The sequence below is a fragment of the Pseudanabaena sp. PCC 7367 genome, from assembly GCF_000317065.1.
Classification (GTDB): domain Bacteria; phylum Cyanobacteriota; class Cyanobacteriia; order Pseudanabaenales; family Pseudanabaenaceae; genus Thalassoporum; species Thalassoporum mexicanum.
Genome location: NC_019701.1, coordinates 2,598,759 through 2,614,970, shown reverse-complemented (window position 1 = coordinate 2,614,970; position 16,212 = coordinate 2,598,759). Strand labels below are relative to the sequence as shown.

Below are 16,212 nucleotides of genomic sequence, written 5' to 3'. Positions count from 1 at the left end.
TATTCAAGTTCTTGTAATGATTGTGTCAGGGTTCGTGTTTATCTTAATTCTTTTCTGAATTAGTCCAGTTTGAGGCTTCCTATCCAGGGCAAAGCCACGGATTCAGAGAATATATCAAATAGCTTGAAGGGATCGCTAAGCTCCATGCTGTCAATCTCCCTTCTCAGTTCTATCATGTCTAAATTTAATAAGAGGTGATGCGGTAATGAAGCGAAGACGTTTTTTCCAATATGCGGGTTTAGGTAGTGTGGGATTTCTGGTAGCAGCCCACGATCGCGCATTTGCCATTGCTCCTGGGAAATTAGAAGGTCAGCAGCTTGGCAATTTAAAAACGTTCGCGTTTGATGTTACTACGATCGATCGCACTGGCAGAATCAAGCAACGTCAAAAGCATATTGCGAAGTTCTTATCGGAATCTCTTGATGGTGCTACAGCTTTGGAAATGGTGGCGATCGAACCAGGGCAATTCCTGATGGGAGCAGTACCAACGGAAACCGATGCTAGAGGTGTTGAATTCCCTCGCCATCGCGTTAAACTATCACCTTTTTTGATGAGTAAATATCCAATCACCCAAGCCCAGTGGTCGGCGGTGGCAGCATTGCCGAGAGTGAATCGAGAACTTGACCCTACGCCTTCCTACTTCCAGGGGCATAATCTACCGGTTGAGAATATATCCTGGCTAGATGCAGTGGAGTTTTGCGATCGCCTTAGCCATTCCACCAACCGTCATTATCAACTGCCGAGTGAATCGCAATGGGAATACGCCTGTCGCGCTGGCACCAAAACTCCCTTCCACGTGGGCGAAACAATTTCCAGTCAGTTTGCTGATTATGTTGGCACCTATACCTATAAAGCCGAGCATAGCGGTACTTATCGCCAATCAACCACACCTGTAGGCAGCTTCTCAGCCAATGCTTTTGGCCTGTATGACATGCATGGCAATGTCTGGGAGTGGTGTGCTGATAGCTGGCATGCTAACTATCGAGGAGCCCCTAACCACGGGCAGGCATGGACAAGAAACCAACGCTCACAACTACGCACAGTTCGCGGCGGTGGCTGGCTAGATACCCCAAACCGAATCCGCTCAGCCAGCCGTTCTGGTTATCTAGAGACTGCCTTGAACCGCACGATCGGTTTCAGGGTGGTGGTGGCCTAACTCAGTTAGTAAAGGGAGAAAGAGCAAGCTAATGGCATTAATTCAGAAAGTTCCGGTCACTGTACTTACGGGATATTTGGGCGCTGGCAAAACAACTTTGCTAAATCGCATTCTCACCGAAGAGCATGATCAGCGGATTGCGGTGATTGTGAATGAGTTTGGCGAGGTAGGCATTGATCATCAGTTGGTGATTGATGCTGACGAAGAAATTTTTGAGATGAATAATGGCTGCATTTGCTGCACCGTCCGAGGTGACTTGATTCGGATCATCAGTAATTTGATGGAACGGCGCGAGCAATTTGATCATCTGGTAATTGAAACCACTGGACTAGCCGATCCCGCGCCAGTAATTCAGTCTTTTTTCACGGATGAGGTGTTGTTACGACAAACTCAGCTGGATGCGGTGGTAACGGTGGTAGATGCCAAGCACATCTGGGATCACTGGGATAGCAGCGAAGCCCAGGAGCAGATCGCTTTTGCCGATGTAATTCTGCTCAATAAAACCGATCTGGTCGCTGCTGAGGTGAGACAGTCACTGGCGCAAAAAGTGCGGGGGCTGAATGCGATCGCCAAAATTTACCAGACCCAGAATTGCGATCTGGACTTGAATCGATTACTGGGTGTGCAGGCATTTGATTTAAAGAATGCCCTGAGTATCGATCCAGAATTCCTGCATGAATCTGCCCACGAACATGATGAATCGGTCTATTCGATCGCAATTACGGAACCAGGTGCAGTTGATGGTGACAAGCTTAATCGCTGGCTCTATCAATTAATTCAGGCTCGTGGAGCCGATATTTTTAGAATGAAAGGAATTTTGAATCTAGATAATGCCGATCGTCGCTTTGTGTTTCAGGGTGTACATATGACCCTGGACGGACGACCTGGCAAGCCTTGGCGATCGGGCGAGACTCGTCGCAATGAACTGGTTTTTATTGGCAGAAACCTGAACGAAGCCGAACTGAAGGAAGGATTCCAAAGTTGCATGGCTAAAACGTTTGTTCATTCTTGATCATACCGATCGAGATAGCGATATCGCGAAGAATCGCCTTTTCTGCTCAGAATTATGCCGATCTAAAATTTTAATCCCTTAGTATACAAGTCAAACCGATGAAATTACAGCACAACCTTGGTGGTCTGGAAGGATTAGATCCAATTAACACCGAAGTAAAAGTCTTTGTTGAGCCCTGGGAAAAGCGGATCTTTGGCATTCATACCGCCATGATGGCACTCAGCAATCACCTCGATGAAGCGATCCCAGATTATCAGATCGATCAAGTGCCTACCACCTTCAAAAGCTTTTGGAGTTGGGGGCATCTGCGCATGGGTGCAGAAGGAATGCATCCCTTTGAATATTTTCGGCTGCGCTATTACGAAAAGTGGTTAGGTGGCATTTCTGGCTTCTTTGTAGAAGAGGGTTATATCACCCAGGAAGAGCTAGATACCCGCACTGCGGAATTTTTAGCCGATAGTGCCAAAGCTGCCGCGCCATTGCCCATTGGTGGTGATACCGCGATCGATACTCAGGTAGATAAATATCTGCGGGAAGGCGATTCCCCCCTCAGACCATACCCCAATCCACCTAAATTTAAGGTTGGCGATCAAGTCAGGGTCAAGAATGTATCTCCCGCTGACCATAGTCGATTGCCTGGCAACCTCAGAGGTCGAGTGGCAAAAGTAGTGCTTGTGTATGAAGGCGCATTTACCTATTTCTTCCCCACTGCGGATGGTCTTGGTACACCGATGCCAGTATATAGCCTGGCGTTTAAGCCGGAGGATCTCTGGCATGAATCCCTGATCGATCCCAAGTCAGTGTATTACAACGACATCTTTGAAGTTTATTTAGAGGCTGCTTGAACGTCGTAAAAGCAAAGCTGTTTCAGAGAATCGGATTGAATCGGATTGAGCCAGATTAAAAAGAGAGAGGATTATGCCAAGTAACTATCCAGGATTTAAATATAGTGGCGATCGTGAGACTTTCAGTGCCGCCAAGGTAAAAGCATTGGAGTCGCTGTTAATTGAAAAAGGAATTATTACCGGCAAAACCGTTGATAAGATTCTGGGCTATTTCGAGACCGAAATGGGGCCATTCAATGGCGCTAAGATTGTGGCAAAAGCATGGGTTGACCCGGATTTCAAGGAACTATTATTAACCGACTGCAATGCCGCCTGTGAGTCCTTAGACTTTCTGCCTCAAGGCATGTCTGGTGCAGAAGGTGAGCACATGCGAATTGTGGAGAACACCCCAGAGGTGCATAACGTAATTGTCTGTACCCTCTGTTCCTGTTATCCCTGGCCAACTCTTGGCCTACCGCCCTATTGGTTCAAAGACCCCACTTTTCGGGCACGGGTGGTACGTGAGCCGAGGGTGGTCTTATCTGAATTTGGCGTGGAGCTGGATGAATCGGTCATGATCAAGGTTTGGGATAGTAGTGCCCAGATTCGCTGGTGGGTATTACCGATGCGTCCCGCCGGTACAGAGGGCATGAGTGAAGCTGAGCTAGCTAAATTATTGACTCCCGAAGCAATGATGGGGGTGGCCACCGTGAAGGTATAGCCACTAGCTAAGGTTTGGTTGGTGAGCTACTTTTGCAGCGTATCCACATACATAGATGAAAATAGATGAAATATGTTTACGAAATTTGAGCATTTTGCAGCCACTAGTTTGATGGGCTCTCCAGAAGAGGCTCCACCCCGCCAGGATGGCCATCTGCAGTTTGACCGCGATTGGGAAAAGATCGCCTTTGCCGTAGCGATCGCCCTATCTAAACAGGGGCACTATGAGTGGGAAGATTTTCGCCAGATGCTAATCACCACGATCGCTGAATGGGAAAACAGCCATGCGCTGGATGACCCAGAGTGGGACTATTATCAGTGCTGGTTAACCGCCCTGGAGAAACTTGCGCTTGAATCAGGCGTAATTGGCTCAGACGAATTGGAAGCGCAACTCGCCCAAATTCTACACTGCAAAGAAATGCCTGCTCCAGCTAACAATACTTAACTTAACTTAATCTGAAACCAGAAACACCCTTAAAATCTAGTAAATCTAGTAAATCTAGATCGGAACTGCCTTAGAAATTGAACACATCAAGCCAAATCCGTTTTGAGGAAATTATACCTATGAAGCAATCAACTGCGACTCCCCTGTCTAAAATATCGTTCCAGACATTGAGTATTTCAGGCTTAGCGATCGCTGGGCTAGTTTTTATGGCATTGCCTGCCTATGCCCATCACCCCTTTGGCGGCAGTGTTCCAGCCAACGCATTTGAGGGCTTTTTATCCGGCCTCGGCCACCCTGTGGTTGGGGTTGATCATCTTCTGTTTGTGATTGCGATTGGTTGTGTGGGTGTATTAATTAAAAAAGGTGTAACATTGCCGATCGCCTTTGTAGTGGCATCCCTGCTCGGCACTGGGTTACATTTAATGGCTTTAGATTTACCAGCCCCAGAAACGATCATTTCTGTTTCTGTACTTTTATTAGGTGCGATTTTAGCGGCTGGCCTACGCTCTAATTTACTGATTGTGGCTGGATTGGCAGCGATCGCTGGGATCTTTCATGGCTATGCCTACGGTGAAGCAATTGTAGGTGCAGAAATGACACCATTGTTTGCTTATTTGCTGGGGTTTGCCGGAATCCAGTTGTTCATCAGTCTGGCCGCCTGGAAGCTAGGCAAATTCTGGGTAAAAAGCAGAGCAGCCCAGGGATTATTACACCTACGCTTTATCGGCTTTGCAATCTGTGGAGCTGGGGCAGCATTGCTAAGTAGTGTGGTGTTGAGTTAATTAATTGTAGCGATTTGTGGTTTTAATTCTGGTTTTAATTCTGGCAAGCCAGACTATCGCTGCGTCATCAGACATAAGACATTAACTCGGTGGGTGATATCCCTAATCCAGGGCGATCGCCCAATTCTACTTTTCCATACACTGGCATTAACCGATCGATTACCTCCTGCGCCACTAAATTGTGAGCTAGCAGCCCATGCGTTGCCAATCCACAAGCTCTGGTACTGGTACTGGTTAAATGAAGAATCGCCGCCGCCAGGTGTATTGCCCCTTGTTGAGCGATCGCGCCATCGATCGTGGTAGTAATCACCACCTCTAGACCTGCTGCAATCGCTAGATCTGCTGCTTGCTTGGCTGACCAGAGCCCGCCGATCGCCATTGGTTTGAGGATCACAATATCGGCAGCTTGAGCACCAATCAGGCGATCGAGATCCTTTAAACTGCTTACCGCTTCATCGGCCGCGATCGGTATATCCACAGCGTTTTTAAGCTTGGCCATTCCAGCTAAGTCATGGCGATCGATCGGTTGCTCGGCATATTCAATTTCCAGCGGTGCTAGCTTAGTTAAATTAGCGATCGCTTCCTCTAGTTGCCAGGACTGATTTGGATCGATGCGAATTTGTACCCGATCGCCGCAAACTTTTCGGACGGCCTTAATCCGCTCATAATCAGTCAAAAAATTATTGGGTCGCTCTACTTCAGAATAATTAGCAGCATTAGTAATGGTTTGATCGGTCGCTTGATTAGGTCGCTTGATTTGGGTTGAATTGCCTACCTTGATCTTGATACAGTCATAACCGCGATCGCATATATTTTTAGCCTGAGCGGCTGCCATCTCCACCGATCCCATGCCGATCAAAGCATTTACCTTGATTTTTGATCTAGTTGGTGCTTCCTCTGCCAGCAGTTCCGCCAGGGATAGGTCTTGATTGATCGCCAGTAAGTCTAGCAATGCCAACTCCATCCCATGCATGGCGGCGGGATAGCATTGAAAATTAGTGAGCAAACAAGCGATCGCCCTGATCTTAGCAATTTCTTGCCCCAGCAGACTCGGCTGCATTTGTTGCAATGCGATCTTAGTCTGGCTCAAGCTCTCCATGCCAAACCCAGCCAGGGGCGTAGCCTCACCGATCCCCACATTGCCATCGTGATCGCCAACTTTAATTAAAAATCCCGATCGGGTTTTAATTTGCCCCAAGGCAGTTTGAAGCGGCTGGTGCAAGGGCAATTCAAAGGGAAGCAGGTCTATGGTGGCAATTTTCAAAACTGGATTTCAGTTACTTAATCGATCGCAACTATCTGGCTAGCCTTGTCATAGTTATTATTACATCTCTATTTCTTGATCTAGGCTGATGAGATCGAAGACAGCAACGATCGCTATGATTACCCCTGAATGGGTGTAAAAGTAAAATTCTGACTTTGCTATCTTGACTCATGTAATTTTCTATCTTTTGACCTTTGCCCTTACGGCTAAGCAAAAATACGGAATCAATGGTATAAGAGACTGTTGCTTTAAAGCATCGAGCAATTATGCCTCTAGAGATCGTAGCGCTGTAGAAGTAAGAATTTTTAGCAAAAGACTCTTAAGCTTGTCTCGCTCCCTTGTCTAGATGCCAATAACATATGCAGGACTACCCTGGAGATTAAGCCAATCTAGCCAAATTGATTAAGATATGAATTAGATCTCATCAATCTCAATCGATCTCAATCGGCCAAAATCAGAAAATCCATATTAATGAACAAAACTTAAGAAACCTAATCATAATTGCTTACGTCAGTTTTGAAGGTAGAATCGCAGGAATTATTTACGGGAAATAGGAGCTATGAAACAACTTCGGGGAACAATCACACTACTTGCCCTCGCCAGCCTCGGCGCTCCATTGGCATATCCGCTGCTAACTCGGATGGGTGGAGCTCAAATGGCGATCGCCGCCAACAGCTACGATAACTCAGGACTTGAGGCGATCGAACTTGGCAATCAAGATCCCAGCAATCAACCGCTCCAGATTGCTCAGCAAAGCCAGCAAGTAATTTATGTGGCACCCAATGGCCAAGATGTACCTGGTGCTGGTAGTCAAGGGCAACCACTTCGCAGTATTACCGCTGCTCTTTCTACCAGCCTGACTCCTGGTACGGTGATTCAGCTTGCCCCAGGCACCTATAGCGAGGCAACCGGCGAGCAATTCCCACTCAAGCTCCAGCGTGGGATCAGACTCCAGGGCAATGGCAATCGCAAAGGTAGCGGCATTGTGATCAGCGGCGGCGGCATGTTCATTAGTCCTACTTTTGCACGGCAAAATATTGCGATCCTGGCGGCGAATAATGCCCATATCGGTGGCGTAACGATTACTAATAGCAATTCACGGGGCTATGGGTTGTGGGTGGAATCGGGCAAAAATGTGACGATCGCCAATAATACCTTTACTAACAATTCCCATGATGGTGTGTTTTTAACCGGTGATGCGATGGCCTTGGTGGCTGGCAATATATTTACCAAGAACAAGGCTAATGGCATGACTGCCCTGGGCACCAGCACTGGCGAAATCCGCGAGAATACCTTTGAGGATACTGGCTTTGGCCTGACGATCGCTCAAAAATCCAAGGTCACGTTGTCTAAAAACCGGATCATCCAGAATCGCTCCGGCATTGTCATGTCCGATGCGGTTACGCCAGTGTTGCGCGGTAATTTGATTTCCAATAACACCGAAGATGGCGTGGTGATCCTAAAGACCCGCAACGGCCAGCCGATCCCTGACCTGGGCACGACGAACAGCCCTGGCCAAAACATCATTACAAACAATCGCAAAAAAGATATTAATAATGCCTCCGATCTCAAGGTGGTAGCAGTTGGGAACGAAGTCGATCGCAACCGTATTTCTGGCCCCGTTGAACTGGTGGCAGCGGCAGCACCGATCACGCCACCCCCAGCGATCGATATTCCTGTCACCCCAGGCGTTCTGGTGGATATTGGTGGTCATTGGGCAGAGTCTTATATCACCGCAATGGCGGAACAGGGCATTATTAGCGGGTTTGGCAATGGCATGTTTAAGCCGGATGAACCCGTCACCAGGGCTCAGTTTGCAGCGATCTTAAATAAAGCCTTCCCCGTCAAGCCAGCGATCAGACCAAAGTTTAGTTTTAATGATGTGCCGAGTGGCTATTGGGGCGCAGTGGCGATCGCGGAAGCCAGTGCAAAGGGCTTTTTATCTGGCTATGGCAATGGCACTTTTCGGCCAAATGCCAATGTGTCGCGGATGGAAATCCTGCTGGCGCTAGTAAATGGCTGGCAGTTACAAGGCGGTGGCGGTGGCAATTTGCCCAACCTGTTCACGGATGCAGGCCAGATTCCAGAATGGGCAGTGCAACCGATCGCGGCGGCGGTGGGTAATAAGCTGGTAATCGCCTATCCCAATAAGCGCCAATTACAACCATTGCGATCGGCTACCCGGGCTGAGGTGGCGGCGATGGTTTATCAAGCAATGTTAGTGCGGGGCAAGGTTGATCCAATTCCTTCTAATTTCATTGCTGGCCAATAGCAAGTTTCAGAGTTTCCAGAGTTTTCAGAGTTTCCAGAGTTTTCAGAGTTTCCAGAGTTTTCAGAGTTTTCAGAGTAGAGTCTAAAAAAAAATCGATCGGGGTCTGGTTAATCTGCCATGACCCCGTTTTTCAGCTTTATATTTGAGTGGGGTGGCTAGGTTTAAATTAAGCCTTCCACGCCAAAATACTCCGCCAGCGCTATTACTACTTCCTGGGTCAGGCTGCTCGATAACTCTGGTAGATAGCGGCGCAAAGCATTTCTGATCGCCGCATCAAACTCAGCCGTCGAACCAGTGGCATTCTGCACAAAAGGCTCAACCAGGCGAATCAATTCATAACTGCTGCTCATGTCAGTGCCCTGAACTGCGCGATCGAGCGGTGGGGCAGTGGGATCGGGGAACTCTGGCAGAATCCGACTAATAAAGGTAACCCGATGGAAGATGCGCCAGCAGGCCGGGCCACTTTCCGTTTGTTGAGCCTGTCGCAACGCCTGGGCATTGGCAGAATTATTCTGCTCTAACCAGATGGGATCAACTACGGTATTAAAGAAAGTATCGTAGTTGTTGGTATCGGGTGTGAGGTAGAAGGTAAAGAAGCGATAGGCATCGACTTTACCAGGATGATTAATCGGCACCCCATTCACATCGTATTCCCGGATCGGTAAGTTATTGCGATCGCGGGCAAGCGCCCCATCCGGTTGGAGCGTAAATCGTTGCAGATCGCCAGGGGTATTATTCACCACATTAATGCTAAAGGATTGGCTCGCATCTTCCGTGCGCCCCTTGGTCAGATTCAAACTACCACCAAAGGTTGCTTTAGTATCAAAATCTACTCCTGCGATCAGTCCACCAGAGGTAGAGAAGCCAAAGTTCAAATTACCCTGAAAATTATAACTGCCACTATGACTCTCTTGCTGGCTATCAGCGGTTTGGGTGGATTCAGAATAGAGTCCACCATCAGCAGTCCAAACGTAGGTGTTAACAATATTGCGATTGGCATAGCGATCGGGTAGATCGTTATCGCTAGCCAGGGCATCAATCAAGCCCCCTGCGGCGATCCCCGCTGCTGCCACAAATGGTGCAGCGACACCACCACCGGAAGCAGCCAAACCTAAAGCAGCACCCGTCAACCCACCCGATAAAATGCCAGTTGATCCTGGTGGGGTAGTGCTGAAATCCTGGTAGAAAGTACGCAATTGCACTTCTTCATTCTGAATTTGGCGGCGCAGAGCATAGGCTTCACGGGGTTTAAAGTAGCTATATTCACCATAATTAGCGGCTTCAGGATAATCCGGATCGAGCACTTTGCCGTTTTGATCGTAGCCCACTGCCCCATCCAGGGTGCCCTGCTTGGTATAGCGGGAATTGATCGGGAAGGAGATAATATTGGTGTCTTTAGGAATATCAGGATTGGGCAGAATCCGAAATGCCACCAGAGCGCGATTGTGTGCCATCCTGATTGCAAACAGATCAGCGGTTTCCGATTCCACGATCGCAAAGCCCACATTGGCAGTCAGATAACGACGCGGCAGTTCTTTATTCAGGCGTAAATCAATATCGGTAGTGCCCCAATTACCACCCAACGAAACCGAGGCATTGCGGCTCACGTTAATACCCGAACCCTGCTGCTCACTGCTAGACCAGTTCAAGTTTGTATCTAGTTTTGTACCCACTGAACCGCTAATTCCAGATGAAACAACGTCGGTGGCAACCCCGACCCCCAACGGAGCGGTGACTGCTTGCTTCTTTAAACCAATGCTGGCAGATAAGCTAGCTTCAAAGGAAGAATTAAAGCCACTATTTTTGGAAGTGGAGATGGTGTAGGAAACATTGTCGGATTCGACAAATTCCAGAGAAGTAGTATTCACATAGTCGCGTACTGCGTCGTTGATAATGCCAGCGGTGAGGTTTTCCGATGGGGTGGGTGGTGCGCCTTCAATATAACCAATAATTTGTGGATCGAATTGTACCTGGCTAATCCATTCCGTAATGAGTGAGCCCACCTTATAGCCAGTGAATAGATGCCATTCGGAGTTTTGCACAAAGCTATAGCAGCGTTTATGAATGCCAGAGACAACACCAGTTTGCGAGGTTTGCAGGTCGGCATATTCAGCGATCGCAGGGCGGCGATCGACTGTTTCCTGGAATTCATTGGGTACACTACCAAGGGCATTACGCACCAGGATTGCATCATCAGAGATGGGTGCAGAGGAGAACACATGGCGAATTTCGGCATCTGTAGTGGTGGTGAGTTGATTACCGCGTAAACTACCATCGTTGACGGTGGTGACATTGCCTTGAGAGACTGGATCGCTCTCAAATTCATAGTAGGCAAGCAGTTGACGACGCTCACCCTTGAGATGGCTAAACAAATTGTCCAGTAGTTGTTCCTGGCTGCGTACTTCCTGCCAAATTCGCACTTCGTCAATCTCGCCTCGGAAATCTCGACCCAGGTTGAATTGATTCTCTGGCAGGGCGATCGCCTCCCTTGTCTGGGTCACGATCGGCATCCCGTTAACATAAAGCTCCAGTCTGGTATTCTCTGGCACAATATCCGGCACCCAGATGGCTCCCACAATTCGGGCATCCTGTTGTCGCACTGTATCAGTGGTAATATTACCCGTTCCTTCCTCAAAACCCCAGTTGGCGATCAGCTCTTCGCCCAGGTTGCTATTATCGCGGATTTCAGCATCGGTACGGGCGCGATTCCAGAACCGGAGACTGCTTAGGGTTGATTCCAGATAGCGCAATTCATCACCAGAAATACTGGAGCCACTGGGGGTACCATAGACTCTGCCGACTTCTAATGTTTGACCATTAGTAACTGGTGCACCACCACTCGCTTGATTGTTGTTAACGCCGATCGAACTGCCGTGACGATACATGCGCACGGTGTAATTATCCTCCTCCTGCTTACCAGTAATAGTAATGCGTTGATTGGAGAAGGCGGCTATACCAAGCGAATTAGACGAAGCCACATGGAGGTTACCATCGCTATCCTCATAGCCGAAATAAATTACAAAGGTGGCATTAGTTCGCCGTAGACAGATCCAACAGGTGAGTTCCGGTGTATTTCTACCAACCCGGCCTTTTTGCAGGATCGGGACATATCTCTCATTGGGTCGATGGAGATAGATAAACTCGATCGTAAAGTCGCCTTCACTAGCCAGGTTCGCCAGACCACCACAATCGAGATAGTCATTATTACCATCAAATCGCAGCGCATAGGCTTCGTTATAGATCGCAGCCAGATGCTTCCATCGGTTAATATTCATCGGATTAACCGTGGTGAGATATTTTTCCCTGACCGCCGCCAGCAATACATAACCAGCGATCGGTGAGTCAACCAGGGTAGGACTACCAATGATTTCGCCATCCAGGGTAGGATCATTAGCTAGATCAATGAGGCGATTGCTGGCATCACTATTGTCAAAGTGATAGTAGGCCATCAGTCCAGCTTCATCCCCTTTTAGGCGTTGGGCTATGGTGCGATTGATTTCAAATTCATCTCTGACATGATCCCAAATCCGCACTTCATCAACACTGATCCGACCATAGTCATTCCCCTGATAATAATAGCCCAGGTGCAAATCGGTGCCGCTGTGGTTATAGGGGGCAGGGGCGACGGCGCGAATTGCTTCCTGCTCGATGCCATCCCGATAGATTTTGCGATCGTTGGTATTCACATCATAGGTAAACGTCCAGTGATGCCAATTGGTATCGGTTTGCGCTTGAGTAGTGTCCATGTCACTGGGGACACCCCAGAAGGAGTATCGTAAAATATTATTGGCCAGAAACCCAATGTGCAAAGACTGATTAGCCGCAGTTGGTGTACTGCCCTGGCTAAAGATGAAGTCAAGTTGACCGCCCACTGCGTTGCGTTTGACATATATCTCGATCGTAAAGGAGCGATTGGCCAGATTAATCCCAGCCAAATCAACTCTGGTATTGGTGCCATTCAGTTGTAACGCCGAAAGGAATGGTTTGCCTTCGATCGCCATGCCATAACTGGAAGCAGGCGGGTCAGCTTCATTTATCGGCTCAGGTGTATGTTGACTTACCAGATAAGCAATATCCCCAGCGACGATCCGTTCTGGATAGATCCAAGTTTCGATCGAGCGATCGCCCTCAATGATCATGCGACTGGGATCGCCCTCCAGGTGGCCACTAAGGATTTCCAGCGCATTCCCCGGTGAGTCGGTAATCCAGGCATTGGGGCGTGATTCACCTGTGAGCGGCATATTGCTAACGTTTTCAATGTTGCCAGTTTCGGTGTAGAGCAATTCCACCAACATCGAACCATATTTAAGATCATAGGGGCTTTGCATCATGCTGCCCGTATTGGCAAAAGCACTGTAGCGATCGTAGGTGTAGACCAAAATACTTACAGTAGTGCCAGCGCGAATTGTGTCCACCAGATCAATCGGTTCAATCTCGATCGTGGTATCGCCCACTGCGATCGCGGTGCGTAAATTAGCCTGACCGGAACCAATCACAATGCTGGCACCAATTTGATAGCTAGTAGGAGCCGGATCAGTAAGGGTGAGGCTGTTGACATTGCCCTGCAAATCAGCCGCCAATCGCCCCAGATAAACGATCTCGCGGGCAGCTCCACTAATTACCTGGGCAAACCCAGCCGGATCGCGGGGAACACGCTGCCAGGTTTCAGTAATGTTCAAAATCCGATTCGTGAGCGTTACTTGGCAGATACTGGGATTGCTGTCGTCAGTAATTGTAACCAAGGTGCCATCCGGATTTGGATCATCCGCCAGGGTTACCTTAGCCTCACTCCGACCCAGACCAGGGGCACGTTCCTGCATTTGCACCACACCAGATAGAATCACACTGGCACGGGATACATTGGTGTTGTAGGTGATCGCTTGGAAGCGATCGTCAAGGCCGCGATAGTAAATCCGCAACATGCCGCTGCCACTTTCAAACAGCTCCGGCGCATCATCGGTGATCGCAAAGTCCAGCAGGCCACCGACCACATTAAATCCATTGGGATCGATATGAATCAACCCCATTGGCAATGACAATTGGCCTTGTAAGAAATTGCGAATGTCGGCTAAACGGGCTTGCTGACTGGCCAGCAGATCGATCGCTGCCGCTAGTTGAGCCTGCAGATCAGGCAGAATTACATTGTTGATTTCATCGATCAGGGCATTATTACTGGTAATGCGATTGGTATGAAAATCAATTTGCTGTTGCCGCGCCGGATTGACCACAATTCTGGCACTACGAGCATTGAGAGAGAAATAAGTCCCCCCCAGCACTGTACGTGATTCGTTATGGGTAATCACTGAACCAGTAAAGTTTGCACCGGTATAGAGATGGGCGGTGATCCCAGAATCGACCTGGATCGAATCATTATCGCCATTAACTATACTGGGCAGGTTATCAGCATAATTTAAGCTCAGTCGTGCCGATAGACCGATATAGTGCCTGTTCTGATAGAGAGTTACGCCACTGCCAATTTGCTGATTTTGCAGTTGTACCAGTTGGGCTTGACTCTCAGTAATCTGTGCCGCGTATGTGGCCAGCAGGGATTCATTACGGGCGATCTCCTGTTGTAAAAATTCAATCTGAGCCTGGGTGGTGGGAATATCGGTTTGTTCCAGTTGAATCGCTTCGGCGATCAGAGCATTGGGATCGTTATCACCGGTTTCAATCAATGGCAGATTAATCCGATCGGGCACCTGACTGAGGCGACCGCGCCGATCGACCCCAAAATCCAGCACGGCGATTTTTGGTTCATTGTCTTCTCCAGTGACAGTAGTAGTTGCAGCCAACATTACTCGCGCGCTTTGCTTGGTCGGTTCGGCGGGGCGATTGTCACCTGGGCTAAACATTTCCTGCTGGTAATAAAGCATCGCGGCAATGCCTTTCCCAGCCACATTCCGATCGCCAAAGCCAAAACTAGTACGGCGCAAATTGGGATTATCACCTACTGGAGCGTCGGATTGGAGCCAAGTGCCACCGCTGGTAGCATTGAGCGTACCACTGTTAAGCGTATCGGTTTGGTCATAAATAGTATCACCGCTGCCCTCGTCAAATTGCCAATAGGTGAGCAGGCCAAATTCATTCCCCACCAGGCGAATACTCTGTTTTTGCTGTAGCTCGGTTTCCGATCGCGCCCGATCCCAAATGGACAGTTCGTCGATCGTAGCGGTGATCGGTGTAGCCGATTGAGTACCACCCTGGATTGCTGCAGCATTAATTCCCAGCGTGGCAACCAGATTCGCGCCATCATGGGTAGGGAATAATAGATAGCTAGATTCCGCTTCACCATCATTCACCACCACATTGCCCACCATCATCACTACAACACCAGAGTTTTCCGGTGGAGTCTGGGAACCCAGCATGGGCAGGAAAGAAAGACTAATAAAATTCCATTCCCCCATCTCGATCACATTGGCAGCAGAGCGAACAGTGGCAGTATTGTTGGTAGCTTGGTGATAACTAACTACTTCCAACCCATATCCTGCCAGCGATTGGCCGTCAATATCTAGGTTCGTATCAATAATATTGAGTTGCAATATATCAGTGCTGGCAGCGGGAATGCCTTCTGCATAAATGGTGCCGGTGCTTTCCGGTTTAATCCAAACGGAAATATTAAAACTAGGGCGATTGATTACCTGCGCCTGTCCAGTCACATAGGCACCAGATTCCAGTCGCAGCGCTGTTTCCGCATGACCCATTCGTTCAAATGCAGCGGGGCTTTCACTGCCCTGGGTATTGAATAAACCATCCGCCGATCGCTCAATATTATAGGAATCAATCCGTTCGGTGAGATGATTATGTACAAAAATTTGCCAGCGATTCACATCGGGAATGCCACTGGGCACTTGAATCACGCTAAATCTTCCCAGGCCAATGTTACGCACAAAATCCAACTCTTGGGTTGGTTCATAAAAAGGCATATTGTTCATATCCACCGCCCCAACACTATCGCGGGGGCCAGCGGGTAAAACTTTGTGGCGACTGCGCCGATAACGCACTTCACGCACGGTTTTCAGCATCGTACCCGCCAGAATAAACCGATCGACTAGTAAGGTGCGATCGACAATCGGCTGGGGCTCACCATCTACATCATTCACCGTGATCATATTCGGATCACCAGCAGCGATCGCCTGGCGAAACAGATAAACATACTGATTGTCACTGAACACCTGAAAGGGAGCAATTTCGGTTAGGCGTGCCGTGGAGGAATGGAACCAATCGGCATCGGCGGGACTGGTGGCAGGTTCTCCATCACTGCGCACCATTGGTAAACCTTTATTGGCTACGATCGCAAACCCGACCTGGGCAATCTCGCGCGGAAAAATTAATTCCTGGGGGGTGTCTAGCCAGTTGTTTACATCGATCGATTCGGGGTTGTTCTGCTGGTCGAGGACGTTGTAATAAATGCGGCGATCGTCCCCAATGGCGAAGGCAATTAACACTCCTGTATGGCTTACCAGTGCCGTATGCTGATAGTTTCGATCGGAGTAGGTACGAATATAATTAGCCCATTGTGGTTGCATAGTTTTAACTCTTTAGCAATGTTTCACATATAAAAAAAAACTACCACGATGGTATAAGTAAGATTTTTAAGTTTAATTGTTGTTTACAATTTATTGTCCCAGCACGCTAATCAAAACCATGTACTTTCAGTGCAAGATTTTTGGTAACAGTCTGTATATCAGATAAGCTATAACCAAAAAATAAATGGTAGAGAATTAAACCAACAGCCAT

9 protein-coding genes are annotated in these 16,212 nt (G+C 48.4%); 7 read left to right on the top strand and 2 right to left on the bottom strand.

Annotation, left to right across the window (positions count from 1 at the left end; translation table 11 throughout):
* The first annotated feature begins 205 nt into the window (after positions 1 to 205).
* From PSE7367_RS10375 to PSE7367_RS10350, 6 genes are all read left to right on the top strand, one after another.
* Entirely contained in the window at positions 206 to 1,156 is a 951-nt protein-coding gene (locus tag PSE7367_RS10375; RefSeq protein WP_015165302.1) for a formylglycine-generating enzyme family protein, read from the top strand.
* Between the two features lie 31 nt (positions 1,157 to 1,187).
* Positions 1,188 to 2,168, top strand: coding sequence for a CobW family GTP-binding protein (locus tag PSE7367_RS10370; protein WP_015165301.1), 981 nt, complete (start codon positions 1,188 to 1,190; stop codon positions 2,166 to 2,168).
* 98 nt (positions 2,169 to 2,266) lie between these two features.
* Positions 2,267 to 3,013 (top strand): nitrile hydratase subunit beta, encoded by a 747-nt coding sequence (nthB, locus tag PSE7367_RS10365; RefSeq protein ID WP_015165300.1) that lies wholly within the window; start codon positions 2,267 to 2,269, stop codon positions 3,011 to 3,013.
* A gap of 73 nt (positions 3,014 to 3,086) precedes the next feature.
* Positions 3,087 to 3,713, top strand: a complete 627-nt coding sequence (nthA, locus tag PSE7367_RS10360) for a nitrile hydratase subunit alpha (protein WP_015165299.1) — start codon at positions 3,087 to 3,089, stop codon at positions 3,711 to 3,713.
* Between the two features lie 72 nt (positions 3,714 to 3,785).
* Positions 3,786 to 4,157, top strand: coding sequence for a nitrile hydratase accessory protein (locus PSE7367_RS10355; protein WP_015165298.1), 372 nt, complete (start codon positions 3,786 to 3,788; stop codon positions 4,155 to 4,157).
* A 119-nt stretch (positions 4,158 to 4,276) separates the two neighbouring features.
* The gene (locus PSE7367_RS10350) at positions 4,277 to 4,939 is read left to right on the top strand and encodes a HupE/UreJ family protein (RefSeq protein WP_015165297.1); all 663 of its coding nucleotides are present in this window, start codon (positions 4,277 to 4,279) and stop codon (positions 4,937 to 4,939) included.
* A gap of 67 nt (positions 4,940 to 5,006) precedes the next feature.
* Here PSE7367_RS10350 and PSE7367_RS10345 read toward each other — a convergent pair whose 3' ends face one another.
* On the bottom strand, positions 5,007 to 6,203 hold the full coding sequence (locus PSE7367_RS10345; RefSeq protein ID WP_015165296.1) for a mandelate racemase/muconate lactonizing enzyme family protein: 1,197 nt from the start codon (positions 6,201 to 6,203) through the stop codon (positions 5,007 to 5,009).
* A gap of 559 nt (positions 6,204 to 6,762) precedes the next feature.
* On the opposite strand from PSE7367_RS10345, the gene PSE7367_RS10340 reads away from it, so the two are divergent.
* Positions 6,763 to 8,475: a DUF1565 domain-containing protein gene (locus PSE7367_RS10340; protein WP_015165295.1), complete on the top strand. Its 1,713-nt coding sequence runs from the start codon at positions 6,763 to 6,765 to the stop codon at positions 8,473 to 8,475.
* A 161-nt stretch (positions 8,476 to 8,636) separates the two neighbouring features.
* Here PSE7367_RS10340 and PSE7367_RS10335 read toward each other — a convergent pair whose 3' ends face one another.
* On the bottom strand, positions 8,637 to 16,001 hold the full coding sequence (locus PSE7367_RS10335) for a LamG domain-containing protein (protein ID WP_015165294.1): 7,365 nt from the start codon (positions 15,999 to 16,001) through the stop codon (positions 8,637 to 8,639).
* Positions 16,002 to 16,212: the final 211 nt, after the last annotated feature.